General features: G+C 73.4%; 20 protein-coding genes and 1 pseudogene. 14 read left to right on the forward strand and 7 right to left on the reverse strand.

Features of this window, described 5'->3' with window-relative positions:
• Positions 1-26: 26 nt before the first annotated feature.
• Positions 27-548, forward strand: a complete 522-nt coding sequence (locus tag ASG36_RS14235) for a TetR/AcrR family transcriptional regulator (protein ID WP_055764788.1) — start codon at positions 27-29, stop codon at positions 546-548.
• A 77-nt stretch (positions 549-625) separates the two neighbouring features.
• Here ASG36_RS14235 and ASG36_RS14240 read toward each other — a convergent pair whose 3' ends face one another.
• Genes ASG36_RS14240 through deoC form a run of 3 tightly spaced genes read right to left on the reverse strand, consistent with a single transcriptional unit; the run spans position 626 to position 3,922 of the window.
• Positions 626-1,492, reverse strand: coding sequence for an aldehyde dehydrogenase family protein (locus ASG36_RS14240; RefSeq protein WP_055764791.1), 867 nt, complete (start codon positions 1,490-1,492; stop codon positions 626-628).
• On the reverse strand, positions 1,492-2,931 hold the full coding sequence (locus ASG36_RS14245) for an aldehyde dehydrogenase family protein (protein ID WP_055764793.1): 1,440 nt from the start codon (positions 2,929-2,931) through the stop codon (positions 1,492-1,494). Before ASG36_RS14245 ends, ASG36_RS14240 begins: the two co-directional genes overlap by 1 nt.
• Position 2,932: 1 nt before the next feature.
• Positions 2,933-3,922 (reverse strand): deoxyribose-phosphate aldolase, encoded by a 990-nt coding sequence (deoC, locus tag ASG36_RS14250; RefSeq protein ID WP_055765216.1) that lies wholly within the window; start codon positions 3,920-3,922, stop codon positions 2,933-2,935.
• A gap of 57 nt (positions 3,923-3,979) precedes the next feature.
• On the opposite strand from deoC, the gene upp reads away from it, so the two are divergent.
• From upp to ASG36_RS14265, 3 genes are all read left to right on the forward strand, one after another.
• The gene (gene upp, locus ASG36_RS14255; RefSeq protein ID WP_055764796.1) at positions 3,980-4,603 is read left to right on the forward strand and encodes a uracil phosphoribosyltransferase; all 624 of its coding nucleotides are present in this window, start codon (positions 3,980-3,982) and stop codon (positions 4,601-4,603) included.
• The gene (locus ASG36_RS14260) at positions 4,603-5,499 is read left to right on the forward strand and encodes a Gfo/Idh/MocA family protein (protein ID WP_055764798.1); all 897 of its coding nucleotides are present in this window, start codon (positions 4,603-4,605) and stop codon (positions 5,497-5,499) included. The genes upp and ASG36_RS14260 overlap by 1 nt, the downstream gene beginning before the upstream one ends.
• 66 nt (positions 5,500-5,565) lie before the next feature.
• Positions 5,566-6,129, forward strand: a complete 564-nt coding sequence (locus tag ASG36_RS14265) for a DUF805 domain-containing protein (protein ID WP_082523087.1) — start codon at positions 5,566-5,568, stop codon at positions 6,127-6,129.
• A gap of 1 nt (position 6,130) precedes the next feature.
• Here ASG36_RS14265 and ASG36_RS14270 read toward each other — a convergent pair whose 3' ends face one another.
• From ASG36_RS14270 to ASG36_RS14280, 3 genes are read right to left on the reverse strand one after another with little or no spacing between them, the layout of a single operon-like run.
• Positions 6,131-7,765, reverse strand: coding sequence for a phospho-sugar mutase (locus ASG36_RS14270; protein WP_235494990.1), 1,635 nt, complete (start codon positions 7,763-7,765; stop codon positions 6,131-6,133).
• A complete protein-coding gene (locus tag ASG36_RS14275) occupies positions 7,762-8,595 on the reverse strand; it encodes an NAD(P)-dependent oxidoreductase (RefSeq protein WP_055764801.1) in 834 nt (277 codons plus the stop codon). The genes ASG36_RS14270 and ASG36_RS14275 overlap by 4 nt, the downstream gene beginning before the upstream one ends.
• The gene (locus tag ASG36_RS14280) at positions 8,592-9,416 is read right to left on the reverse strand and encodes a purine-nucleoside phosphorylase (protein ID WP_082523088.1); all 825 of its coding nucleotides are present in this window, start codon (positions 9,414-9,416) and stop codon (positions 8,592-8,594) included. Before ASG36_RS14280 ends, ASG36_RS14275 begins: the two co-directional genes overlap by 4 nt.
• An 89-nt stretch (positions 9,417-9,505) precedes the next feature.
• Here ASG36_RS14280 and ASG36_RS14285 point away from each other — a divergent pair, with 89 nt between their 5' ends.
• From ASG36_RS14285 to meaB, 5 genes are all read left to right on the forward strand, one after another.
• Positions 9,506-10,645: a glutamate--cysteine ligase gene (locus ASG36_RS14285; protein ID WP_055764803.1), complete on the forward strand. Its 1,140-nt coding sequence runs from the start codon at positions 9,506-9,508 to the stop codon at positions 10,643-10,645.
• A complete protein-coding gene (locus ASG36_RS14290; protein ID WP_055764805.1) occupies positions 10,642-11,838 on the forward strand; it encodes an amidohydrolase in 1,197 nt (398 codons plus the stop codon). The genes ASG36_RS14285 and ASG36_RS14290 overlap by 4 nt, the downstream gene beginning before the upstream one ends.
• A gap of 92 nt (positions 11,839-11,930) precedes the next feature.
• Positions 11,931-13,841, forward strand: coding sequence for a methylmalonyl-CoA mutase subunit beta (locus tag ASG36_RS14295; protein ID WP_082523089.1), 1,911 nt, complete (start codon positions 11,931-11,933; stop codon positions 13,839-13,841).
• On the forward strand, positions 13,838-16,045 hold the full coding sequence (gene scpA, locus ASG36_RS14300) for a methylmalonyl-CoA mutase (RefSeq protein ID WP_055764806.1): 2,208 nt from the start codon (positions 13,838-13,840) through the stop codon (positions 16,043-16,045). Before ASG36_RS14295 ends, scpA begins: the two co-directional genes overlap by 4 nt.
• Complete coding sequence (gene meaB, locus ASG36_RS14305) at positions 16,045-17,034, forward strand: methylmalonyl Co-A mutase-associated GTPase MeaB (protein ID WP_055764808.1); 990 nt, start codon at positions 16,045-16,047, stop codon at positions 17,032-17,034. Before scpA ends, meaB begins: the two co-directional genes overlap by 1 nt.
• Here meaB and ASG36_RS14310 read toward each other — a convergent pair.
• Complete coding sequence (locus ASG36_RS14310; RefSeq protein ID WP_055764810.1) at positions 17,031-17,489, reverse strand: gamma-glutamylcyclotransferase; 459 nt, start codon at positions 17,487-17,489, stop codon at positions 17,031-17,033. The two genes, meaB and ASG36_RS14310, sit on opposite strands and share 4 nt — an antisense overlap.
• Before the next feature lie 127 nt (positions 17,490-17,616).
• Between ASG36_RS14310 and ASG36_RS14315 the strand changes: the two genes are divergently transcribed.
• From ASG36_RS14315 to ASG36_RS22705, 5 genes and pseudogenes are all read left to right on the forward strand, one after another.
• Entirely contained in the window at positions 17,617-19,020 is a 1,404-nt protein-coding gene (locus ASG36_RS14315) for an NAD(P)H-quinone dehydrogenase (protein WP_055764812.1), read from the forward strand.
• Positions 19,017-19,808 carry a fructosamine kinase family protein gene (locus ASG36_RS14320; RefSeq protein WP_055764814.1) on the forward strand — a complete coding sequence of 264 codons (792 nt, stop codon included), beginning with the start codon at positions 19,017-19,019 and terminating at the stop codon, positions 19,806-19,808. The genes ASG36_RS14315 and ASG36_RS14320 overlap by 4 nt, the downstream gene beginning before the upstream one ends.
• A gap of 76 nt (positions 19,809-19,884) precedes the next feature.
• On the forward strand, positions 19,885-22,485 hold the full coding sequence (locus ASG36_RS14325) for a reprolysin-like metallopeptidase (RefSeq protein WP_157498797.1): 2,601 nt from the start codon (positions 19,885-19,887) through the stop codon (positions 22,483-22,485).
• A gap of 394 nt (positions 22,486-22,879) precedes the next feature.
• Complete coding sequence (locus ASG36_RS14330) at positions 22,880-24,691, forward strand: reprolysin-like metallopeptidase (protein ID WP_157498798.1); 1,812 nt, start codon at positions 22,880-22,882, stop codon at positions 24,689-24,691.
• A gap of 183 nt (positions 24,692-24,874) precedes the next feature.
• Positions 24,875-25,108: pseudogene (locus ASG36_RS22705) on the forward strand (hypothetical protein); the annotation flags it as partial.

Genomic DNA, 25,108 nt, shown 5'->3' on the forward strand with positions numbered 1-25,108 from the left:
CCGTCCAGACGGTACAGTAACGAACCGTGCCGCGACCGTCGAACCGTGCCCGCCTGCTGGACGCCTACGAGGAGCTCCTCGTCAGCGGCGTCGGCGCGACCGTGACGCTGGACGCCGTCGCGGCCGCCGCCGGGGTCTCCAAGGGCGGGCTGCTCTACCACTTCCCGAGCAAGGACGCCCTGGTCGACGGGGTGGCCGAGCGGCTGGGTGAGCACGTGGCCGCCGACGTCGAGGCGCTCGGCTCGGCCCCCGAGGGGCCGGTCGCCTACTGGCTCACCACGTCGACCGCTGACGCCCAGGGCGAGCTGACCCGCACCTACCAGGCCACGCTCCGGTTGGCCGGCGCCGGGCACGCAGCGGCCCGGACAGCCCTGCTGGAGGCCGACCGGGCGTGGTCAGCCGCCCTGGAGGCCCGGATCGCCGACCCGGTGCTGGCCCGACTGGTCCGGCTGGTGGGCGACGGGCTGTACCTGGAGGGGCTGGCCGGGCTGCCGACGCGGGGTGACACCCCCGCGCTCGTGGAGCTGCTGGAGCAGGTGCTCCGCTAGAGACCGATCGGATGCCATGAAAGGACCCCGTCGCCCCCCACCCCTCGTTCCTCGGGGCGGGCCCCTGCGACGGGGCCTCAGAGCCCGATCGGATGCCAGACCGTTTTTGTCTCCAGGAACGGGGTCATCCGGTGCAGGCCGGGGTCGGCGGTCCAGTCGGGCTCCTCGGCCGTCGTCCGCAGCACCCGCTTGAGCGTGCCGGCCGCCGAGCGCTCGAGCTCCATCGCCACCGCGCCGGACGTGCCGGCCAGGTCGATGCCGTCGACGTCGGCGTGTTCGGCCAGCCAGGGGCCGATCTCGACGGCGTCCCCGGTGAGCAGGTTGGCCACCCCGCCGGGCACGTCGGAGGTGGCGAGCACCTCCGACAGCGTGATCGCCGGCAGCGGCCGGTCCAGCGAGCTGACGACGACGGCCGTGCACCCGGTGGCCAGCACCGGCGCCAGCACGCTGACCAGCCCGAGCAACGAGGACCGCTGGGGCGCCAGCACAGCGACCACCCCGGAGGGCTCCGGGATCGAGAAGTCGAAGTAGGGCCCGGCGACGGGGTTGGTGCCCCCGAGGACGGCGGCGAGCTTGTCGGTCCACCCGGCGTACCAGACCCACCGGTCGATCGCGGCGTCCACGGCGGCCCGGGCCTTCGTCGCCGACAGGCCCTCGCCCGCGGCGACCTCGTCGGCGAACTGCGCCGCGCGGCCCTCCATCACCTCGGCGACCCGGTACAGCACCTGGCCCCGGTTGTAGGCGGTCGCGGTCGACCACCCGGCGAACGCGCCACGGGCGGCCACGACGGCGTCCCGGGCGTCCTTGCGCGAGGCCCGCGCGGCGTTGGCCACGAACCGCCCGCGGCTGTCGGCGACCTCGTAGGTGCGCCCGGACTCCGAACGGGGGAACTTCCCGCCGACGTACAGCTTGTAGGTCTTGCGCACGGCCAACCGGTCGCTCATCAGGACTCCTTCAGGTACGCGCGCAGGCCGATGCGGCCACCCTCGCGGCCGTGGCCGGACTGCTTGTAGCCACCGAACGGCGACGTCGGGTCGAACTGGTTGAACGTGTTGGCCCAGACGACCCCGGCCCGCAGCTGGTTCGCGATCGACAGGATCCGCGAGCCCTTCTCCGACCAGATGCCGGCCGAGAGCCCGTAGAGGGAGTTGTTCGCCTTCGCGACGGCCTCGTCGGGGGTGCGGAAGGTCAGCACCGAGAGCACCGGGCCGAACACCTCGTCCCGGGCGATGCGGTGCGCCGGCGACACGTCGGTGAAGACCGTCGGCTTGAACCAGTTGCCGCGCTCGGGCAGCTCGCCCGCGGGCTGCCAGAGGTGGGCGCCCTCGGCCTCGCCGATGCCCACCAGCTCCCGGATCCGGGCGAGCTGCTCGGGGGAGTTGATCGCCCCGATGTCGGTGTTCTTGTCCAGCGGGTCGCCCACCCGCAGCGTGCCGATCCGGCGCTGCAGCGCGGCCACGACCTCGTCGTGCACCGACTCCTGGACCAGCAGCCGGGAACCGGCGCAGCACACGTGGCCCTGGTTGAAGAAGATGCCGCGGACGATGCCCTCGACGGCCTGGTCGACCGGGGCGTCGTCGAAGACGATGTTCGCGGCCTTGCCGCCCAGCTCCAGGGTCAGCGCCTTCTGCGTGCCGGCGATCGAGCGGGCGATCTGCTTGCCGACCTCGGTCGAGCCGGTGAAGGCCACCTTGTCGACGTCGGGGTGCTCGACGACGGCGCGGCCGGTGTCCCCGGCGCCGGTCACGATGTTGACCACGCCCGGCGGGAGGTCGGCCTGCTGACACACCTCGGCGAACAGCAGTGCGGTCAGCGGGGTGGTCTCGGCCGGCTTCAGGACGACGGTGTTGCCCGCGGCGAGCGCCGGGGCGACCTTCCAGGCCAGCATCATCAGCGGGAAGTTCCACGGGATGACCTGCCCGGCCACGCCGTGCGGGCGGGGGGCGGCGCCCAGGCCCACGTGCTCGAGCTTGTCGGCCCAGCCTGCGTGGTAGAAGAAGTGCGCCGCGGCCTGGGGCACGTCGACGTCGCGGGACTCGGTGATCGGCTTGCCGTTGTCCAGGGTCTCCAGGACCGCGAACTCCCGGGCCCGCTCCTGCAGCAGCCGGGCGATGCGGAACAGGTACTTGCCGCGGTCGGCCGGGCGCATCGGGCCCCAGACCCGGGTGAAGGCCCGGCGGGCGGCGCGGACGGCGCGGTCGACGTCGGCGTCGGTGCCCACCGCGATCTCGCTGAGCACCTCCTCGGTCGCGGGGTTCACGGTCTGCAGGGGGGTGCCCTGGCCGGCGGTGAACTCGCCGTCGACGAACAGCCCGTAGCTGGACCGGACGTCGACGACCGAGCGGGACTCGGGGGCGGGGGCGTACTCGAAGACGCTCGTCATGTCAGTCCACCGAGACGTGGTCGGGGCCGGAGTAGTGGCCGGTGCGGAGCTTCTGGCGCTGCAGGAGCAGGTCGTTGAGCAGGCTGGAGGCGCCGAAGCGGAACCAGTCGGGGGAGAGCCAGTCCGACCCGGCCACCTCGTTGATCATCACCAGGTGCTTCACGGCGTCCTTGGTGGTCTTGATGCCGCCGGCGGGCTTGACGCCGATCTGGATCCCGGTCGCGGCGCGGTAGTCGCGGACCGCCTCGAGCATCACCAGGCAGACGGGCAGGGTCGCGGCGGGGGACACCTTGCCGGTCGAGGTCTTGATGAAGTCACCGCCGGCCAGCATCGCCAGCCACGAGGCCCGGCGGACGGCGTCGTAGGTGCGCAGCTCCCCGGTCTCCAGGATCACCTTGAGGTGGGCGGACCCGCAGGCCTCCTTGACCGCGACGATCTCGTCGAACACGTCGAGGTACCGGCCGGCCAGGAAGGCGCCCCGGTCGATGACCATGTCGATCTCGTCGGCGCCGTTGCCCACGGCGTCCCGCACGTCGGCGAGCTTGACCGCCCGGCTGGCCCGCCCCGACGGGAACGCGGTGGCCACGGCGGCGGTGTGGATGCCGGTGCCGGCGAGGGCCTCGGTGGCGACGCCGGCCAGGTCCCCGTAGACGCAGACCGCGGCGACGGCGGGGCAGCCCGGGTCGGTCGGGTCGGGTCGGCGGGCCTTGGCGGCCAGCGACCGCACCTTGCCCGGGGTGTCGGCGCCCTCCAGCGTGGTCAGGTCGACCATCGAGATGGCGGTGTCGATCGCCCAGGCCTTCGCCGTCGTCTTGATCGACCGGGTGCCCAGCTGGGCGGCGCGGGCCTCGGCGCCGACCTGGTCGACGCCGGGCAGGCCGTGCAGGAAGGACCGGAACGCCGACTCCGAACGGGTCACGTCGGCGAACGCGTCCGGGGTCGTCCGTGGCGGCACCGCAGCGGGCGCCGAGGGGTCGAGCGCGGTGGTCATGCCGGCCATCATCCCCGACGGCTGGGTCGCCGGGACCATGGCCGTTACCGTTCCCCCGTGCAGCTGACCGTGGTCGACCACCCGCTCGCCCGTGCCCGCCTGACCCGCATGCGGGACGAGCGCACCGACAACGCCGCGTTCCGCGCCGCGCTGCGGGACCTCACCGAGCTCCTGGTCTTCGAGGCCACCCGGGAACTGGCGGTCGAGGAGTACGAGATCACCACCCCGGTGACCACGACGACGGGCTACCGGCTGGCCGCCCCGCCGCTCATCGTCCCGGTGCTGCGCGCCGGGCTGGGCATGGCCGACACCGCGCACTCGCTGCTGCCGGAGTCCCAGATGGGGTTCGTCGGGCTGGCCCGCAACGAGGTCACCTTCGAGCCCGAGGCCTACATGGCCTCGCTGCCGGAGTCGCTGGTCGACCGCGAGGTCTTCGTATTGGACCCGATGCTGGCCACCGGCGGCTCGCTGGTGCACTGCTGCTCGCTGCTCACCGCGCGGGGCTGCACCTCGATCACGGTGCTGTGCGCGCTGGCAGCGCCGGAGGGCATCGCCCGACTGGAGGAGAGCGGCCTGCCGCTGCGGGTGTTCACCGCCAGCATCGACGAGGAGCTCAACAGCAACGCCTACATCGTCCCGGGCCTCGGCGACGCCGGCGACCGCCAGTTCGGCGCCGTCTGATGCGCTTCGCCGTCCTGGGCAGCGGCTACTGGGCGCGCACCGTGCACGCCGCGTCGCTGCACGCGGACCCCGACGCCGAGCTGGTGGGCATCTGGGGCCGATCGCAGGAGAAGGCGCAGGCCGCGGGCGCGGAGTTCGACGTCCCGGGCACCGACGACCTCGATGCGCTGCTGGCCGACGTCGACGCCGTCTCGATCTCGCTGCCGCCGGACGTGCAGCCCGACCTCGCGGTGCGCGCCGCCGAGGCCGGCTGTCACCTGCTGCTGGAGAAGCCGATCGCCATGTCGCTGCCCGACGCCGAGCGCGTGGTCGCCGCGACCTCCGCCGCCGGGGTCGCGTCGGTGGTCTTCCTGACCTACCGCTTCCGGACGTCGACGCACGCCTGGCTGGACCAGGCCTCCCGGTCGGCGCTGGTCGGCGGACAGGTCACCTGGCTGGCCGACACCTTCGCCCCGGGCAGCCCGTTCCGGGAGTCGGTGTGGCGGGCCCGGCCGGGCGCCCCGCTGTGGGACCTCGGCCCGCACGCGCTGTCGCTGCTGACCCCGACCCTGGGGCCGGTCGTGGCCGCGCAGGGCACCCGCGCCGCGGACGGCACGGTCAGCGTGCTCCTGGAGCACGAGGGTGGGCCGACCAGCACGATGACCCTGTCGGCGACGGCGTCCCCGCTGGCCGCGGGGGAGGACTTCTGGGTGCACGGCGACACCGGCCGCCTGGTGCTCCTGCCCGAGGACGGCGCCACCGCGCACGAGGCGCACGCGGTGGCCGTCGACGAGCTGACCGCCGCGGCGCTCACCGGCGGGGCGCACCCGTGCGACGCGGCGTTCGGCCGGGACCAGGTGCGCGTGCTGGCGGCCGCCGAGCAGGCCGTGCAGAGCGGCACCCGCCAGCAGGTCTGACCGCGGGAACCGGCTGACCGCCCGTACGTTCCACTCGAGAGACCGGCACATCGACAGGGGAGACCCGTGGACTTCTGGACCTGGTATGTGCGCCGAGGGCGGATCACCCGCCGCGCGTTCTGGCTGCACTACGTGGCGCCGCTGCTCCTGCTGTCGGCACTGGCGCTGGCCGCCGACGTGTCCTTCGGCTACACGTCGCTGGAGCCCAGCACCGCCGCGGACGGCTCGCTCGTCCCGGCCGTCATCGAGTACGGGCCGTTCGTCATCGTGACCGGCGTCCTGACCGTGCTGCCCTCGATCACCGCCCAGGTGACCCGGATGCACGACCAGGGCCGGTCGGGTCTGTGGGTGCTGCTGAACCTGGTGCCGGTGTTCGGGCAGTTCGCGGTGCTGGGCATGTGCGGGTTGGTGCCGACCCAGCAGACGCCCAACCGCTACGGCCCGGTACCGGACGCCAGCGGGTCGGCCCTGCCGTTCGCGCCGGGCACCACCCCGCCGGAGACCACCCCCGGCGGTCGGCAGATCTGGTCGCCGCAGCCCGGCACCGAGGACCGCCCGCCGGCCCCCGGTCCGTGGACCCCGGGCCCGCAGGACCGCGCCCCGGACTATCCGCCGACCGACTGGCGCTAGGTCAGAGCCTCAGGGCCGACGCCATCTCCCCGCGCAGCCGGGTGAGCTCGGCGTCGGCCCGGGTGCGGGCAGCCGGCACGTCGGCGCGGTCGACGACCGGGACGACGACCTCCAGGTAGGCCTTGAGCTTCGGCTCGGTACCGCTGGGCCGCACGACGACCCGCACGCCCTCGCCGAGCAGTCGCACCCCGTCGACCGGGGGCTCCAGCTCGCGGAGGTCCTCGAACGCCACCTCCCGGTCCAGCAGCGAAACGGGGGGCCTCGCGCGGACCCGTGCCATGGCGTCGGCGATCAGCGTGAGGTCCTCCACCCGCACCGAGAGCTGACCGGTGGCGTGCAGCCCGTGCTCGGCCGCCAGCTCGTCGAGCCGGTCGAGCAGGGTGCGGCCCTGCGTGCCCAGGTCGGCCGCGAGCAGCGCGACCGCCAGCGCCGCGGAGACACCGTCCTTGTCCCGGGCCACCTGGGGGCTGACCGCGTACCCCAGCGCCTCCTCGTAGCCGTAGACCAGCGGGGCGTCCTCGGCCCCGGCGCGGATGATCCACTTGAAGCCGGTCGGGGTCTCGGCCGCGGGCTGGCCGTGGCCGGCGGCGACCCGGCCCAGCAGCGACCCGCTGACCAGGGACCGCGCGTACGTGCCGGCCACCCCGCGGCGGAGCAGCGCATCGGCGAGCAGCACGCCCACCTCGTCGCCGGTCAGCTGACGGCCACCGCAGACCACCGAGCAGCGGTCGGCGTCGGGGTCCTCGGCGATCGCCACGTCGGCGCCCACCCGCTCGGCCAGGGCGCTGAGCAGGTCGACCGCGCCGGGTTCCTCCGGGTTGGGGAAGGCCACCGTCGGGAAGTCCGGGTCGGGGTGCTCCTGCTCGGGCACCGCGTGCAGGTCGGCGAACCCGGCGGCGGCGAACACCGCGCGGGTGGTCGTCGTGCCGACGCCGTGCATGGCCGTGTAGGCGACGACGAGCCGGCGGCGGGCCTCGGGGTCCACCCGGGCCGGGCCGACGGCCGCGACCACGGCGGTGACGTAGTCGGCCTCGACGTCGTCGCCCAGGGTGGTCCAGTCGTCGCTGCGGGGGAGCTCGCGAGCCGGGCCGCAGGCGGCGATGGCCGCCTCGATCTGCCGGTCGGCGGGCGGGACGAGCTGTGCGCCGTCGTCGAGGTAGACCTTGTAGCCGTTGTCCTGCGGGGGGTTGTGGCTGGCGGTGACCATCACCCCGGCGACTGCTCCGAGGTGCCGCACGGCGAACGACAGCACCGGGGTGGGCAGCGGGCGGGGCAGGACCTGCACGGCGAACCCGGCGCCGGTGAGCACCTCGGCGCTGATCCGGGCGAACTCGTCGGAGCGGTGCCGGGCGTCGTAGCCGATGACGACCCCGCGACCACCCCGGCCCTCGGCGACCAGGTGGGCGGCCAGACCCGCGGCGGCCCGGGCGACCACGGCGGCGTTCATCCCGGCCGGCCCGGCCTGCAGCGGGCCGCGCAGACCTGCGGTGCCGAAGGCCAGGGGGGCGGCGAACCGGTCGGCGAGCTCGGTGTCGGCACCGGCGTCCAGCAGGGCCTGCAGCTCGGCGCGGTCACCCGGGTGCGGGTCGTCGGCGATCCACTGCTCGACCACGGCCCGGTCCACCGCCGCGCTCACGAGGGGTCGGCCTGCTGCGCCCGGGCGGCCACCGCGTCGATGGAGAAGTCCGGGCCGGCGTACTCACCGCCGAGCCGGTCGTGCTCGACGGTGCCGGGGGTCGGCTCGCCCAGGGCGCTGGTGATGGCCTCGGCGTACATCTCGGCGTCGTCGGTCGGCTGGTAGCCCAGGGCGCGGGCGGAGGTCAGGTCCCACCAGGCACGGGTGTTGGCCGAGACCCCCCACACCACGGCGAAGCCGGGGCTGGGGGCGGTGAGCGCGGCGTCGACGAGGGCGACGGTGTCGTCGGGGGACAGCCAGGTGGACAGGTGCCGGGGCGCCCGCGGCTCGGGGAGGGCCGAACCGATCCGCAGGCACACGACGTCCAGGCCGTAGCGGTCGACGTAGAGCGAGCCGAGTGCCTCCATGGCCACCTTGGACACCCCGTAGAAGGTGTCCGGACGGGGTTGGGCGTCGGTCTGGGCGTTCGCCACCCGCGGGGACATGCCGGTGGCGTGGTTGCTGCTGGCCAGGACGACGCGGGGCACGCCGGCGCGGCGGGCGGCCTCCAGGGCCACGTACGTGCCCTCGATGTTGGCGTGGCTGATCGCGGCCCAACTGGACTCGGTGGCGATGCCGGCCATGTGCACCAGGGCCGAGGCGCCCTGGGCGGCGTCGGTGACCGCAGCCAGGTCGGTGGCGTCGGCGACCAGGTGCTCCTCGCCGGGCCGGGTGTCGGTGACCGGGACGACGTCCAGGCAACGCAGCGCGTGGCCGCGCTCGGGCAGCCCGCCGCGCAGCAGCGTGCCGATGTACCCGGCGGCCCCGGTGAGGAGGACGGGGCCGCTCATGCCGGCAGCTCCCCGATGAAGCGGACGAGGAACTCGCCGAGCCGGCCGGCGGCGGCCTTGCCGGCCTCGAGCACCTCGACGTGGTCCAGGGCCTCCCCGGTGAGGCCGGCCGCGGCGTTGGTGACCATCGACAGGCCGAACACCTCGACCCCGGCGGCGCGGGCGGCGATGGCCTCCAGCGCGGTGGACATGCCGACCAGGTCGGCGCCCATCGTGGTGAGCATCCGGATCTCGGCGGGGGTCTCGAAGTGCGGGCCGGGCAGGGCTGCGTAGACGCCCTCGACCAACGTCGGGTCGATCCGCTGGGCGATCTCGCGGAGCCGGCGGGAGTAGAGGTCGGTCAGGTCGACGAACGTGGCACCGACCAGCGGGGAGCGGGCGGTCAGGTTGAGGTGGTCGCTGATCAGCACGGCCTGCCCGACGGTGTGGTCGGGGGAGAGGCCACCGGCGGCGTTGGTGAGCACCACGGTGCGCACCCCGGCGGCAGCCGCCGTCCGGATGCCGTGCACGACCGGGTCGACCCCACGACCCTCGTACAGGTGCGTGCGGCCCAGGAACAGCAGCACCCGGGTGTCCCCGACCCGCACCGAGCGGATCTCCCCGCCGTGCCCGGTGACGACCGGGGCGGCGAAGCCGGGCAGCTCGCCGATGGCGACGCTGGCCTCGGCCGGGCCGAAGGCATCGGCGGCCGGGGCCCAGCCCGACCCCATGACGACGGCGACGTCGTGCTCACCGCCGAGCGCCGCCGTCAGGTCCGCCGCGGCGCGGGTGGCCAGCGCTGCGGGGTCGGTGGGGGAGGTCTCGGGAGGGGGCAGGCTCACGTCCAGGACGCTAGCCCAGGGGGGTGACAGTTCGGACCGGCCCGTTTCCACACCCGGCGCGTGGTCCTCGCCGTCCCTACACTCGCCCGGTGCAGATCCCCTTCTCCTCCTCCGAGCGGTCGAGCCTGGGGGTCGAGTGGGAGCTCCAGCTCATCGACCGCGAGACCCGCCAGCTCACCTCGGGCGCCAACGAGATCCTCGCCGAGCTCAAGCCGGCCGACGCCGACGAGCACCCCAAGGCCAAGCACGAGCTGCTGCAGTCGACGATCGAGATCATCACCGGCATCTGCGGCACGGTCGCCGAGGCCAAGGCCGATCTGGCCGGCACGCTCGCCGAGGTGGTCGAGGCCGCCGACCGGCGCGGCCTGGGGCTGATGTGCGCGGGCACCCACCCGATGACCGACTGGCAGACCCAGCAGATCTCGCCCAAGGAGCGGTACGCCCAGCTCGTGGAGAAGATGCAGTGGCTGGCCCGCCGGCTGCAGATCTTCGGCGTCCACGTGCACGTCGGCGTCCGCTCCCCGGACAAGATCATCCCGATCGTGAACGCGCTGTGCGCCTACATCCCGCACTTCCTGGCGCTGTCGGCGTCCTCGCCGTACTGGGTCGGGGCCGACACCGGCCTGGCGAGCGCCCGCTCGAAGGTCTTCGAGGGCATGCCGACGGCGGGGCTGCCCTACCAGCTCAGCGGCTGGGACGGCTTCGAGCGCTACATGGAGACGCTGATCTCGACCAACGCGATCGAGAGCGTCCGCGAGGTGTGGTGGGACATCCGCCCGCACCCGGACTTCGGCACCGTCGAGCTGCGCATCTGCGACGGCCTGCCCACCCTCGACGAGATCGGTGCCGTCGCCGCCATGGCCCAGTGCCTGGTCGAGCAGTTCGACCGGGAGATCGACCGTGGCTACACGCTGCCCACCCCGGCGAGCTGGATCCTCCGGGAGAACAAGTGGCGGGCGGCCCGCTACGGCCTGGACGCCGAGATCATCGTCGACGACCGTGGCACCGTCCGGCCGGTGAAGGACGCGCTGCGCGACCTGGTCGAGGAGCTGACCCCCACCGCGCGCCGGTTGGACTGCGTCGAGGAGCTCGGTGACGTGCTGCGGATCATCGAGGTCGGTGGCTCCTACGAGCGGCAGCGCCGGGTCGCCGAGGCGAACGACGGCCGACTCGAGCCGGTCGTCGACAGCCTGCTGGCCGAGATGCGTGACGGGCTCCCGGCGGCGTGAGCGCCCCGGAGACCGTCGACCGCTGGGTCGAGGCGCACCACGGCGAGCTCGTCGGGGTCCGTCGGCACCTGCACGCCCACCCCGAGCTCGGCTTCGTCGAGCGGGAGACCACGGCGTTCCTGGAGCGGCAGCTGCGGCAGGTCGGGCTGACCCCGAGGCGGTTGCCCAACGGCACCGGGCTGGTCTGCGACGTCGGGTCCGGGGGGCCGGTCGTCGTGCTGCGTGCCGACATCGACGCACTGCCGCTGCCCGACCTCAAGGACGTGCCCTACCGCTCGACCCGCGAGGGCATGTGCCACGCCTGCGGGCACGACGTTCACACCACCGTGCTGCTGGGCGTCGCGCAGGCCCTGGCCGAGCTCGACGCGCTGCCGGGCACCGTGCGGGCGGTGTTCCAGCCCGCCGAGGAGCAGGTGCCCGGCGGCGGTCTCGAGGTGGTCCGGTCCGGCGTGCTCGAGGGCGCGACCCGGGCGTTCGCGCTGCACTGCGACCCGTCGGTGCCGGTCGGCCGCGTGGGCCTGCGCACCGGGTCGATCACCGCGGCCTGCGACCGCCTGGAGGTCACCCTCACCGGTCCGGGCGGGCACACCGCCCGGCCGCAGCTCACCGTCGACCTGGTGCACGCCCTGGGCCGGGTCGTCACCGAGGTGCCCGGGCTGCTCTCCCGTCAGGTCGACCCGCGGGCGGCCATGTCGCTGGTGTGGGGCGCGGTGACCGCCGGCGTCGCGGCCAACGCCATCCCCGAGACCGGGCAGCTGCGTGGCACGGTGCGGGTGCTCGACCGGGACGTCTGGGACGGCGCCGAGGAGCTGGTCCGCCGGCTGATCCGCCAGGTCGGGGAGGCCTCCGGGGCCGAGGTCGACGTCGACTACGTGCGGGGGGTGCCCCCGGTGGTCAACGACCCGCGCGGGGTGGCCCTGCTGCGATCGGCGGCGCTGGAGACGGTGGGGTCGGAGAACGTGATGCTCAGCCCGCAGAGCATGGGCGGGGAGGACTTCGGCTGGTTCGCCGAGGTGCTGCCGATCGCCCTCGCCCGGCTCGGCACGCACGGCGGGGGAGCCCCGCTGGACCTGCACCGCGGCACCTTCGACGTCGACGAGCGGGCCATCGGGGTCGGCGTCCGGCTGCTGGCGCGGACGGCGCTGCAGGCGCTCGCCGCCGACGCGCAGCAGCCAGTGCCCGCCCGCTCGTGACGGTCACCACAGCCGCTCCGGACGGCGTGGTCGGAGGGCTGCGGTAGACACTGCTCGAACACGCCCCGAGCAGTGAGAACGGTGACCCGACGATGAGCCACCCCTCCCCGGACGTCGCGACCGACACGGTCGAGGCACCCGACGAGCCGACCGCTCCGGACGAGCTGACGCTCGCCGCGGACTTCCCGGCCGCCACCCGCGAGCAGTGGCGCGACCTGGTCGCCGCCGTGCTCCGCAAGGCCGGCCGGGAGGAGCTGCCCGACCCGGTCGAGGACGCGCTGCGCCGCACCGTGGCCACCGGGGTCGACGTCGCACCGCTGTACACGGCTGCCGACGTGGCCGACCTGCCCGGCACCGGGGCGCCCGGCGTCCCGCCGTTCGTCCGGGGCAGCCGGGTCGTCCGGCCCGCCCCCTCGGCCGCGGACGACCAGGCCGCCGGCGGCGGCATCCCGGCCGGCTGGGACGTCCGGCAGCGGCACGCCGACCCCGACGTGGGGACGACGAAGGAGGCGATCGCCGCCGACCTCGAGCACGGGGTGACCTCGCTGTGGCTGGTCGTCGGCGACGGTGCCGTCCCGGTCGGCTCCCTCGGTGACGTGCTGGCCGACGTGCTGCTGGACCTGGCTCCGGTGACGCTGCAGGGCGGCGTCCCGGCGGCCGAGGCGTTCCTGGACCTGGTCGAGGGCCGCACCGACCTGGCCCCGGGCGGGTCGTTGGGGCTCGACCCGCTCGGCGTGCAGGCCACCTCCGGTCAGGAGCAGGACCTCTCCGGACTGGCCGACCTGGCCCGCCGGGCGGCCGAGCACGGCGACCTGCGCGCGGTCGTCGTCGACGCGACCGTGGTGCACGACGCCGGGGCGACCGCGGTGGAGGAGCTGGGCTGCGCCCTGTCCGCCGCGGTGGCCTACCTGCGGGCACTGACCGACGGAGGGCTCACGGTCGACGAGGCGGCCGCACAGCTGGAGTTCCGGTTCGCGGCGACCGCCGACCAGTTCACGACCATCGCGATGCTGCGCGCCGCGCGCCGGCTGTGGGACCGGGTGGGCGAGGTCGCCGGCGTCTCCGCCGAGCTGCGGGGCATGCGCCAGCACGCCGTCACCTCCTCGGTGATGACCACCCGGCGCGACCCGTGGGTCAACATGCTGCGCACCACGGTGGCCTGCTTCGCCGCCGGCGTGGGCGGGGCCGACGCCGTCACGGTGACCCCGTTCGACGCCGCGCTCGGGCTGCCCGACGCCTTCGCCCGGCGGATCGCCCGCAACACCCAGGCGCTGCTCACCGAGGAGGCACACCTGGCCCGGGTGCTCGACCCGGCCGGTGGCTCCTGGTACGTCGAGTCGCTGACCGACGCCCTGGCCCACGCCGCCTGGGCGTGGTTCACCGAGATCGAGCGGGCCGGCGGGTACGCCGCTGCCCTCTCCTCGGGCCTGGTGCACGAGCGGGTCGCCGCGGCGTGGGCGGCCCGGTCGAAGCGGCTGGCCACCCGGCGCGACCCGGTCACCGGGGTGAGCGAGTTCGCCAACCTGGACGAGCAGCTGCCCCGGCGTCGTCCGGCGGCCGAGGCTCTGCCCCCCGGGCCGGGCGGGCTGCCGCGGGTGCGGGCCGCGGGCGCCTTCGAGGAGCTGCGCGACCGGTCCGACGAGCCCGGCGACCGGCCGGCGGTGTACCTGGCGACCCTGGGGAAGCCCGCCGCGCACACGGCCCGGGTGTCCTTCGCGTCCAACCTCTTCCAGGCCGGCGGGCTGGCCACCCCCAGCGGTGACGGAGCGTCCGGCTTCGCCGAGGCCGGGACGACGGTGGCCTGCGTCTGCGGGTCCGACCGCGACTACGCCGACGCCGCCGGGCTGGTCGCCGAGCTGCGGGCGGCCGGGGCGACCCGGGTCTGGCTGGCCGGCAAGCCGGAGCTGGCCGTCGACGGCGTGGACGGGTACGTCTTCGCCGGTTGCGACGCGGTCGACGTCCTGACCACCACCCTCGACGAGCTGCTGGGAGCACGGGCATGAGCACGGTCCCCGACTTCGGATCCGTCGAGCTGGGCGGCGCCCAGGACGCCGGTAGCGCCGCCGACTGGGCGGCCGCCTTCGAGGCACACACCGGTCGGCCGGTCGGTGAGGCGGTGTGGGAGACCCCCGAGGGGATCGCCGTCCCGCCCCTGTTGACCGAGGACGACCTCGCGGGCCTGGACTTCCTGGACGGCTACCCGGGCGTCCCGCCCTACGGCCGCGGGCCCTACCCGACGATGTACACCACCCAGCCGTGGACGGTCCGGCAGTACGCCGGGTTCTCCACCGCGGCGGCGTCCAACGCCTTCTACCGGCGCAACCTGGCGGCCGGGCAGAAGGGGCTGTCGGTCGCCTTCGACCTGCCCACCCACCGCGGCTACGACTCCGACCACCCGCGGGTGCCCGGCGACGTCGGCATGGCCGGGGTGGCCATCGACTCCATCTACGACATGCGCCAGCTCTTCGACGGCATCCCGCTGGACCGGATGAGCGTCTCGATGACCATGAACGGCGCCGTGCTGCCGGTGCTCGCGCTCTACATCGTCGCGGCCGAGGAGCAGGGGGTGGCCCCTGAGCAGCTGTCCGGGACCATCCAGAACGACATCCTCAAGGAGTTCATGGTCCGCAACACCTACATCTACCCCCCGGGGCCCTCGATGCAGGTGATCAGCGACATCTTCGCCTACACCTCGCAGAAGATGCCGCGCTTCAACTCGATCTCGATCTCCGGGTACCACATCCAGGAGGCAGGGGCGACGGCCGACCTGGAGCTGGCCTACACCCTCGCCGACGGCGTCGAGTACCTGAAGGCCGGCCGGGACGCCGGGATGGACGTGGACTCCTTCGCGCCCCGGTTGAGCTTCTTCTGGGGCATCGGGATGAACTTCTTCATGGAGGTCGCCAAGCTCCGGGCCGGGCGGCTGCTGTGGGCCAAGCTGGTGGAGCGGGAGGGCGCGAGGAACCCCAAGTCGCTGTCGCTGCGCACCCACTCGCAGACCTCGGGCTGGTCGCTCACCGCGCAGGACGTCTACAACAACGTCGTCCGCACCTGCCTGGAGGCGATGGCCGCCACCCAGGGGCACACCCAGTCACTGCACACCAACGCCCTCGACGAGGCGCTCGCGCTGCCGACGGACTTCTCCGCCCGGATCGCGCGCAACACCCAGCTGCTGCTGCAGCAGGAGTCCGGGACGACGCGGGTCATCGACCCCTGGGGCGGGTCGGCCTACGTGGAGAAGCTGACCCACGACCTGGCCCGCAGGGCCTGGGCGCACATCGAGGAGGTGGCCGCGCACGGCGGGATGGCGCAGGCCATCAGCGACGGCATCCCCAAGCTGCGCATCGAGGAGGCCGCGGCGCGCACCCAGGCCCGGATCGACTCCGGCCGCCAGCCGGTCATCGGGGTGAACAAGTACCGGGTGGACGCCGACGAGGCGATCGAGGTGCTGCGGGTCGACAACGCCGACGTGCTCGCCCAGCAGGTGCAGCGGCTGGAGGAGCTGCGCGCCGAGCGCGACCAGGCCGCCTGCGACACCGCGCTGTCCAAGCTGACCGACGCCGCCCGGGCCGCCGCCGAGGGCACCCGCGGGTCGGGGCTGGAGGACAACCTGCTCGCCCTGGCGGTGGACGCCGCACGGGCCAAGGCCACCGTCGGGGAGATCTCCGACGCGCTGGAGGCCGTCTACGGCCGGCACGCCGGACAGGTGCGCACCATCTCCGGGGTGTACCGCGAGGAGGCAGGGGAGTCCGGGCCGATGGCCGAGACGCGCGCGATGGCCGAGGAGTTCGCCGAGGCCGAGGGGCGCCGTCCGCGCATCCTGGTCGCCAAGATGGGCCAGGACGGCCACGACCGCGGCCAGAAGGTCATTGCCACGGCGTTCGCCGACCTCGGCTTCGACGTCGACGTGGGCCCGCTGTTCCAGACCCCTGACGAGGTCGCCCGGCAGGCCGTGGAGGCCGACGTGCACGTGGTCGGGGTGTCCTCGCTGGCGGCGGGCCACCTGACCCTCGTGCCGGCGCTGCGGGACGCCCTGGCCGAGCTCGGTGCCGACGACGTGCTCATCGTGGTCGGCGGGGTCATCCCACCCGACGACGTGCCGACCCTGAAGGAGATGGGGGCGGCCGCGGTGTTCCCGCCCGGCACGGTGATCGCCGAGGCCGCGCAGGAGCTGCTGCGGGAGCTGTCCGGGCGACTCGGGCACTGATGGACGTCCTTGCCCTCGTCGAGGGGGTCCGGGCCGCCGACCGCCGGTCGGTGGCCCGGGCGATCACGCTGGTCGAGTCGCGCCGGCCCGACCACCGGGAGCGGGCCCAGGAGCTGCTCGTCGAGCTGCTGCCGCACGCCGGGGGAGCGCGCCGGGTCGGCATCAGCGGGGTGCCCGGGGTCGGCAAGTCCACCTTCATCGACCAGCTGGGGGTCGACCTCACCGCTGCCGGGTCGAAGGTCGCCGTGCTGGCCGTCGACCCGTCGTCGGCGCGCTCAGGTGGGTCGATCCTGGGGGACAAGACGCGGATGTCCCGGCTGTCGGTCGACCCGCACGCCTTCATCCGGCCCTCGCCCACAGCCGGCACCCTGGGCGGGGTCGCGCAGGCCACCCGGGAGTCGATGGTCGTCGTGGAGGCGGCCGGCTACGACGTGGTGCTGGTGGAGACCGTCGGGGTCGGGCAGTCCGAGGTGACCGTCGCCGAGATGGTCGACACCTTCCTGTTCCTCACCCTGGCCCGCACCGGCGACCAGCTGCAGGGCATCAAGCGCGGGATCCTGGAGATCGCCGACGTCATCGCGGTGAACAAGGCCGACGGCCCGTCCGCCGGGGACGCCCGGAAGGCCGCCCGCGAGCTGGCCGGGGCGATCCGGATGCTGCGCGGACAGGACGACTGGGACGTCCCGGTGCTGACCTGTGCCGGGCTCACCGGTGAGGGCCTGTCCGAGGTGTGGGCCCAGGTGGTCGCGCACACCGAGCGGCTGCGCGCCTCGGGGGAGTTCGACCGCCGACGGCAGGCCCAGCAGGTCCGCTGGACGTGGCAGCTGGTCCGGGACGGACTGGAGGCGCGGCTGCGGGAGCACCCCGGCGTCCGGTCGTCGTCGAAGGACCTGGAACGGCGGGTGCTGGCCGGCGAGCTGACCCCGGCGCTGGCCGCCCGCGAGCTGGTCGCGACGTTCCTGGCCGACCCGCCGGCGGTCGAGGTCTAACGACCGAGCGAGCGGCACTCCCGGGAGCGCAGGTCCACGACGTAGTCGTCCGGGGCGCCGGCGGCCTCGGCGGCGTCGGCGAGCACGCCCAGGTAGCGCGCCGAGGGCAGCCCGCCCTCGAAGGCGTCGAGCACGTAGACGAACGCCACGACGTCCCCGGCCAGGGTGTGCACCCGCAGGTGCAGCTTGCGGTAGAGGCCGTGGTCGGCGCCCTCCCAGGCGTCCAGGGCGGCCTCGTCGGCGGCGGTGAGGTCGTAGAGGGCGACGAAGACGCCGGTGTCGGACTCGTCGGCCGGGACCAGGGTCGCCAGCGCGCCCTCCCAGCCGAGCTCCTCGGCCCCGAAGGTCAGCCGCCAGCCCTGCACCCACCCCGTGCCGGTGTGCGGGGAGGACGGGCAGCGCTGCAGCATCTGCGCCGGGTCCGAGTTGGAGCCGTACGCCGCGTAGAGGCCCACGCGGCGACCCTACGGGCGCCCGCCCCGGTGTGGTGAGCCCGACCCGGGGTGGTGGCACCGGGCGGTCCGCCCACCGGGGAGGATGGGGGGAGCACACCCACCGCACAGCACGGGAGTTGGACCACTCATGACCCGCATCGTGATCATCGGCGGCGGACCGGCCGGCTACGAGGCGGCCCTGGTCGCCGCCCAGCTGGGTGCCGACGTCACCGTGGTCGAGCGCGACGGGCTCGGTGGGGCCAGCGTGCTCACCGACTGCGTCCCGTCCAAGACCCTCATCGCCGCCGCGGGGGCGATGACTGCCGTCCGCGACTCCGCCGTCCTGGGTCTGCGGGGGTCCGACCTCGCCACCGTCGAACTCGACATCGCCAAGGTCAACGGCCGCATCCGCGGGCTGGCGATGGCCCAGTCCGCCGACATCCGCGCCCGGCTGGACTCCGTCGGGGTCCGCTCGGTCACCGGGGCGGCCCGGCTGTCCGACGAGATCCGCGGCCTGGCCGCGCACCGCGTCGAGATCTGCGACGAGGAGGGCGGCGTGCGCGAGGAGCTCGAGGCCGACGTCGTCCTCATCGCCACCGGCGCCGACCCCCGGGTGTTGCCCGGCTCCGAGCCCGACGGCGACCGGATCCTGTCCTGGCGCGACGTCTACGACCTCGAGGACCTGCCCGAGCACCTCGTCGTCGTGGGCTCGGGCGTCACCGGCGCCGAGTTCGCCTCGGGCTACCTGGAGGCCGGGGTGCCGGTCACGCTGGTCTCCTCCCGCGACCAGGTGCTGCCCGGTGAGGACGCCGACGCGGCCGCCGTCGTGGAGAAGGTCTTCCAGTCCCGCGGCGGCAAGATCGCCGAGCGTGGACGCGCGGAGTCGGTCACGCGGACGGCGACCGGGGTCGAGGTGCGGCTCACCGACGGCCGCGTCGTCACCGGTTCGCACGCGCTGATGACCGTGGGCACGGTGCCCAACACCGCGGGGCTCAACCTGGAGCAGTGCGGGGTGGCGACGTCGCCGTCCGGGCACGTGGTCGTCGACCGGGTCAGTCGCACGTCGGTGTCCGGCATCTATGCCGCCGGCGACGTGACCGGGGTCTTCCAGCTGGCCTCGGTGGCGGCCATGCAGGGGCGGATCGCGATGTGGCACGCGCTGGGGGAGGCGGTCAGCCCGATCCGGCTGAAGACCGTCGCCGGCAACGTCTTCACCCACCCGGAGATCGCCACGGTCGGGGTGCAGGAGAAGACGATCCCCGAGGGCTCGGACATCGAGAGCGTCCAGCTGCCGCTGGCCACCAACGCCCGGGCCAAGATGAGCGACCTGCGCGACGGGTTCGTGAAGATCTTCGCCCGCCGCTCCACCGGCGTCGTCGTCGGCGGCGTGGTCGTGGCGCCGGGTGCCTCCGAGCTGGTCCTGCCCATCACCTTGGCGGTCAGCAAGGGCCTGACCGTCGACGACCTGGCGCAGACGTTCTCGATCTACCCGTCGCTCTCGGGGTCGATCACCGAGGCCGGCCGACGGTTGATGAACTCCGACGACGAGTGAGCTCGCGGGTACCGGTCCCCGGCGGTGACATCTGCTCGGCGTTCCGCGTCGAGCGGGCCGACGGGCCGGTGTTCGTCAAGGAGCTGACCGGGGCACCGGCCGGGTTCTTCGAGGCCGAGGCGCGGGGGCTGGACTGGCTGCGGGTGGACGGCGGGCCGCCGCTGCCCGAGGTGCTCGAGGTGACCCCGTCGTCCCTGACGCTGTCGTGGGTGGCGTCGTCCGCGCCGTCGGTCGGCGCTGCCCGGGAGTTCGGAGCGGCGCTGGCCAGGATGCACGCGTCGGGGCCACCGGCGTTCGGGGGCGGCGGGTACGCCGCGACGATCCCGCTGGACCCCGAGCCGTTCGACGACTGGGCCGACTTCTTCGCCGAGGCGCGGCTCCTGCCCCTCGTGCGGTCGGCCGTGGACGCCGGTCACCTGACGTCCGACGAGGCCGCGGTGGTCGAGCGAGTGCTGCCCCGGCTGGCCGACGTCCCGGCCGAGCCGCCGGCCCGGCTGCACGGCGACCTGTGGAGCGGCAACCTGCTGTGGACGGGCTCCCGGGTATGGCTGGTGGACGCCGCTGCCGCGCACGGCGGGCACCGGGAGACCGACCTCGCGCTGCTGCACCTGTTCGGTGCGCCGCTGCTGACGGAGATCGTGGCGGCCTACACCGGGGTCACCCCGCTGGCGCCGGGCTGGGAGGAGCGGACGGGCCTGCACCAGCTGCACCCGTTGCTGCTCCACGCGGTGCTGTTCGGTGGCGGGTACGGGGCTGCGGCCGCCCGGGAGGCGCGGCACTACCTCTAGCGGGTGGAGGGGCTACAGGAAGTGGGGGGTCGAGCCGATCACCTTGAGCGAACGCCCTTCTGCTCAGGAGCCCCACGTGCAACTCGCCCACCGCCGCCGCACCCTGCGGTCCGCTGTGCTCGCCTCGACCGTCGCGGTCCTCGCCACCTTCGTCGTCGCCCCTGCGGCGATGGCGGAGGACGCGACGGCTGCCCCGACGTCGTCGGCTCCGCAGACCACCTCGGCGCCCGCCACCGCGGCCCCGTCCGAGTCGACCGACACGCCCGGGACGACGCCGTCCGAGGCGTCCGCGCCGTCCTCGACGCCCACGTCGGAGCCGACGGCCGAGCCGACGACGTCCGCGCCCGAGCCGACCGCAGCCCCGTCGACGACGGCGGAGCCCGAGGTCGAGGCCGGGGACACCGTCGTCGGCGAGCTCGTGCAGGCCTACCCGGACCCCTCGGCCGACGAGCACGCCCACGAGGGCGAGGCGCACGCCGACGAGGCGCCGCTGAGCTGGATCGAGCCCGTCGAGGGCGACGCCGTGCGGGTCCCCACCGAGGACCTGCCCGCCGTGCGCACCGGGTCCACCATCGAGGTGACCGTGGGCGAGGAGCTGGCCGACGAGGCCAGCGAGGAGCAGGGCGTCGCCCCGGCCCGCGAGGTGCTCGCCGCCGAGGTCCTGCAGGCCGCGACGCCGGACCCCACCACGGCTGCGGCGGGGGCTGCCCCGACCAACACCGTCACCGCCGTCCTCGTCGTCCCGGCCGGTGGGTCCGCGGACGGCACCTCGATCACCTCGCTGGTCAACCAGGTCAACGGCGGCGTCGCCTCCTTCTGGTCCGACCAGAGCAACGACCTGATCCGGCTGTCCGCCGTGGCCGGCCGATCGGGCTGGGTCACTTCGAGCAGGGGCTGCGCCGACCCCAACGCGCTGTGGAGCGACGTCGCTGCCCAGATCGGGTGGACCGGCGGCGCGGGCAAGCACCTCCTGCTCTACGTCCCGGCCGCCCCGGACTGCTCCTACGGCCTGGGCACCGTCGGCACGTCGGTCGGCTCCGGCGGTGTCTCCTACGTCCGTGAGGTCGCCACCCCGGTGATCGCCCACGAGCTGGGCCACAACTTCGGGCTGGGCCACTCCTCGGAGGTCCAGTGCGACGGCGCGGTCGAGGTAGGCACCTGCCAGACCCGCTCCTACTACGACCTGTACGACGTCATGGGCATCTCCTGGGGCCAGGTCGGTTCGCTGAGCGCCCCCCAGGCCGCGCTCCTGGGCGTCCTGCCGGCCTCCGAGACGGTCTCCCTGACGCCGTCCACCGGCTCACGCACCGTCACTCTCGCCCCGGTCTCCGCCGGGTCGGGCACCCGTGCGGTCAAGCTCACGGACCGCTCCGGGACCGTCTACTGGCTGGAGTACCGCCAGGCCAGCGGTCAGGACGCGTGGCTGGGCGACTCGCGCAACCTCTACCGGGTCGACAGCGGTGTGGTGCTGCGTCGGGCCTCCGGCCTGCCGAACACCTCGCTGTTGCTGGATGCCACGCCATCCAGCTCATCCGGTTGGTCGTCTGACCTGCAGGTCGCCTTCCCCCCGAACACCCCTGTGTCACTGCTCAGTGGTGACTTCCAGGTCACGGTGCAGACTTCGTCGCCGTCCAGTGTGACCGTCCGGGTTGCCCCAGGCACAGCCCCGCAAGCGCCCATCTCCACCACGACCCAGTTGCGGTCTGGGCAGCGGCTGGCCCCCGCTCAGTCCGCATACTCGCCCAACGGCCGCTACAGGCTGACGATGCAGGGGGACGGCAACCTGGTCGCCTATGCACCCAGCGGTCGCGCCCTCTGGGCGACGTCCACCTACGCGCCCGGAGCCGCACTCGTGGTCCAGCCTGACGGCAACGTCGTTCTCACGAGTCCGACGGGGCAGGTCCTGTGGCACAGCAACACCTGGAACAACTCCGGTGCCGGCCTCGCCGTGCGGGACGACGGCTCCGTAGCAGTACTGGACCGGTCCGGGAAGGTGCTCTGGTCCAGCCTGGCAGACACACCCAGCGTTCTCAATCCGGGTCAACTCCTCCTGCCTGGACAAGCCCTCGTATCCGGGGACGGCGGTTCTCGTCTTGCCATGCAAGCCGACGGCAACCTGGTCCTGTATGCGGCCGCAGGACGGGTGATGTGGACGACTGGCTCGTACTCTCCAGGGGCTAATCTCAGGATGCAGGCGGATGGGAACGCGGTGCTGTACGGGGCTGACGGCGGTGTCCTGTGGCACAGCGGAACCTGGCGCTCGAGTGGTGCTCGTCTGGCGCTGGGCAACGACGGCCGCATGGTCGTCGTGAGTCCGTCCGGCGCTGAGAGCTGGGCCACTCTTCCCGCTGATGCCGCGGCTCTGGCCCCTGGGCAGTCCCTGTACACCGGACAGGCACTCCTGAGCGCCGACGGCGGACACCGGCTCGTGATCCAGGCCGACGGGAACCTGGTGTTGTACACGTCGGGTGGCCGAGTGGTCTGGGCGAACTACGTCTACGCGCCTGGGGCACGACTTGTCATGCAGCAGGACGGCAATCTGGTCTCCTACAGCCCGTCAGGCATGGCCGTCTGGAACACGGGGACATACAGCTCACCCGGGAGCACTGCTCTGCTCAGGGACGGTGGCTCCTTCTCCGTCAACAGCCCGCAAGGCGTTGTTCGCTGGTCTCGGTGATCGGGGCAGGACAGGACCGCTCCCCGTCCAGTCAAGACGGGCGTCCCCGGCCAGCTGGTCGAACAGTGCCTGCTCCGTTCCGTTGAGCCATCTCGGCCTGTGGCAACGGGAGCACGTATCGCTGCTCGGGTCCTCTTCATCCTGACGACGTCATCCGTTCTTCGGCGATCTTCAGGTCCAACTCTTGCGGGTGTGAGGCGGCGCCAGCACGCGCCGCCTCCGGTGCCTCGGTGGCGCCGAGCACCGGTGATCAACCAACCAACCAGCCACCGGAGCTGAGCCACGGCCCGGCCAGCCCACAACACAGCCCGCAATCCAGGAGTCGGTCATCACACACTCAGAACCCCCCGTGCCCGATGTCCGCTCGCTCTTCTCGAGGTGCTCGGTGTTGGCCGTGAGCGTCGCGGTGATCGCCTTGGTCGGCGCCCCCGCCGCTTCGGCGGAAGAGTCGGCTGCCCCTACGTCCGCCACGGCGGACCTCACGGTCACCGACGCTCCGGCACGACCACAGTCGACTCCCGAGGTCGGCGAAGCGAGCTCGATTCCTGCCGTGCAGCCGCCTGTGGTCGACGAGGACTCACCGGGACAGGTGGAGCTCGGCTCCACCATCGTGGGCCAGCTCGTCCAGGCGTGGCCAGAACACGCGACCGTCGACGAGGCCATGCAGAGCGATCAAGGGCCACTGGCGTTCGTGGAGCAGACCGACGGCTCGTCTGTGAGAGTCCCCAACGAAGATGTCGAGGACGTTCCGGTCGGTGCAACCGTGGAGGTCACCGTCGGCGACGAGATGGTCGACGCCTCGGCCGAGGTGGACGGTCTGCTGGCCGCCCGGGAGGTGCTCGAAGCCTCGGTGGTCGCTCCCGCGCCCGCGAGCCCGGCGATCGCCGCAGCAGGGACGGCGGTGACCAACAGCGTGACGATCGTGCGGGTGGTGCCGGCCGGTGGCCAGGCCGACTCGATGTCCGTCGCCACCCTCAGCAACGCGGTGAACGGGCCGGTGGCGGACTTCTGGAGGACGCAGAGCCGCGGTCGGATCCAGCTCGGCACCACCTCGGGTCCCACCGGCTGGATCACCTCAGGCGCGTCGTGTTCGGACCCGACAGGTCTCTGGAACTCCGCAGCGGCTGCTGCCGGCTGGACCGCGGGCCCGAACCGGCACCTTCTGGTCTACGTGAGTTCGCTTCCCCAGAGCCTGCCCGGTTGCTCCTACGGCCTGGCCGAAGTGGGCACATCAGCGACGTCCGGTGGACGCCTGTACGTACGTGCGGCCGGGACGTCGCTCATCGCGCACGAGCTGGGCCACAACTTCGGGCTGGGGCACTCGTCCCAGCTCCAGTGTGACGGGAGCGTCGAGACCGGGACCTGTCAGGTGTCGCCTTACCGGGACTTCTACGACGTCATGGGTGCGTCGTGGTCTCAGCTCGGTTCGCTCAATGCCGCGCAGGCCTCACGTCTCGGTGTCATTCCTCCGTCCTCGGCGCTGTCGATGTCCGCTGTCGATCGAGGAGCTTTCGTCGAACTCCAGCCCATGGGTGCGGAGGCAGGTGTCCGCACCCTCCGCCTGACGAGCGCGGCCGGGGAGGTCTACTGGCTGGAACTGCGGTCTGCGGTGGGGCAGGACAGGTGGATGGGCAGTGCATCAGCGAACGTATTCGGTCTGAACAGCGGCGTCCTCGTTCACCGTCCGGCGGATGCCGACGAAACGTCTCTGCTGCTGGACGCAACCCCCACCGGCCGGTCGGGGTGGGACTCCGATGGTCAGTCGGCGGTGCCGTTCGACGCTCCGGTGTCTCTTGCGGGGGGTGACTTCGTGGTGAGCGCCCATGCAACGCCGAGGGGAACGGTCACGATCATGGTGGCGACCCGAGCCCAGGGCCCCAGTGCGTTGGCGGCTGACCAGGCACTAGCCGCTGGGCAGGCCTTGGTGTCACCGGGTGGTGGGTTTCGGGCGACGTTGCAGTCGGACGGGAACCTGGTGGTGTACGGCTCTGGTGATCGGGTGTTGTGGGCCAACTACCGGTGGGCGCCGCCCCTTCCTGGTCGATCCGGCGGCCCTGCTCGCCGCCGACCGCTGGGMAGGCCTTGGTGTCGCCGGGTGGTGGGTTTCGGGCGACGTTGCAGTCGGACGGGAACCTGGTGGTGTACGGCTCTGGTGATCGGGTGTTGTGGGCCAACTACCGGTGGGCGCCGGGGAGTCGTCTGGTGATGCAGCCGGATGGCAACTTGGTGTCCTACGGGCCCTCGGGTGCGGTGACATGGCATGCCGGGACGTGGAACAACCCGGGTGCGGTGGCCCAGCTGCTCGACGACGGATCGCTGGCAGTNGGTGTCCTACGGGCCCTCGGGTGCGGTGACATGGCATGCCGGGACGTGGAACAACCCGGGTGCGGTGGCCCAGCTGCTCGACGACGGATCGCTGGCAGTGGTGGCTTCGGACGGTCGGGTGGTGTGGTCTTCGGGTTCGCACGCGGCTGCACGCTTGGGTGTGGGGCAGCAGCTGACCGCTGGGMAGGCCTTGGTGTCGCCGGGTGGTGGGTTTCGGGCGACGTTGCAGTCGGACGGGAACCTGGTGGTGTACGGCTCTGGTGATCGGGTGTTGTGGGCCAACTACCGGTGGGCGCCG

Origin of the sequence: Geodermatophilus sp. Leaf369 (assembly GCF_001424455.1) — a bacterium.
Classification (GTDB): Bacteria; Actinomycetota; Actinomycetes; order Mycobacteriales; family Geodermatophilaceae; genus Klenkia.

Coding starts and splice junctions, on each gene's coding strand:
- ASG36_RS14240 (WP_055764791.1), bottom strand. CDS start 1,492: ATGAGCGACCGGTTGGCCGTGCGCAAGACCTACAAGCTGTACGTCGGC.
- ASG36_RS14245 (WP_055764793.1), bottom strand. CDS start 2,931: ATGACGAGCGTCTTCGAGTACGCCCCCGCCCCCGAGTCCCGCTCGGTC.
- deoC (WP_055765216.1), bottom strand. CDS start 3,922: ATGACCACCGCGCTCGACCCCTCGGCGCCCGCTGCGGTGCCGCCACGG.
- ASG36_RS14260 (WP_055764798.1), top strand. CDS start 4,603: ATGCGCTTCGCCGTCCTGGGCAGCGGCTACTGGGCGCGCACCGTGCAC.
- ASG36_RS14275 (WP_055764801.1), bottom strand. CDS start 8,595: ATGAGCGGCCCCGTCCTCCTCACCGGGGCCGCCGGGTACATCGGCACG.
- ASG36_RS14295 (WP_082523089.1), top strand. CDS start 11,931: ATGAGCCACCCCTCCCCGGACGTCGCGACCGACACGGTCGAGGCACCC.
- scpA (WP_055764806.1), top strand. CDS start 13,838: ATGAGCACGGTCCCCGACTTCGGATCCGTCGAGCTGGGCGGCGCCCAG.
- meaB (WP_055764808.1), top strand. CDS start 16,045: ATGGACGTCCTTGCCCTCGTCGAGGGGGTCCGGGCCGCCGACCGCCGG.
- ASG36_RS14315 (WP_055764812.1), top strand. CDS start 17,617: ATGACCCGCATCGTGATCATCGGCGGCGGACCGGCCGGCTACGAGGCG.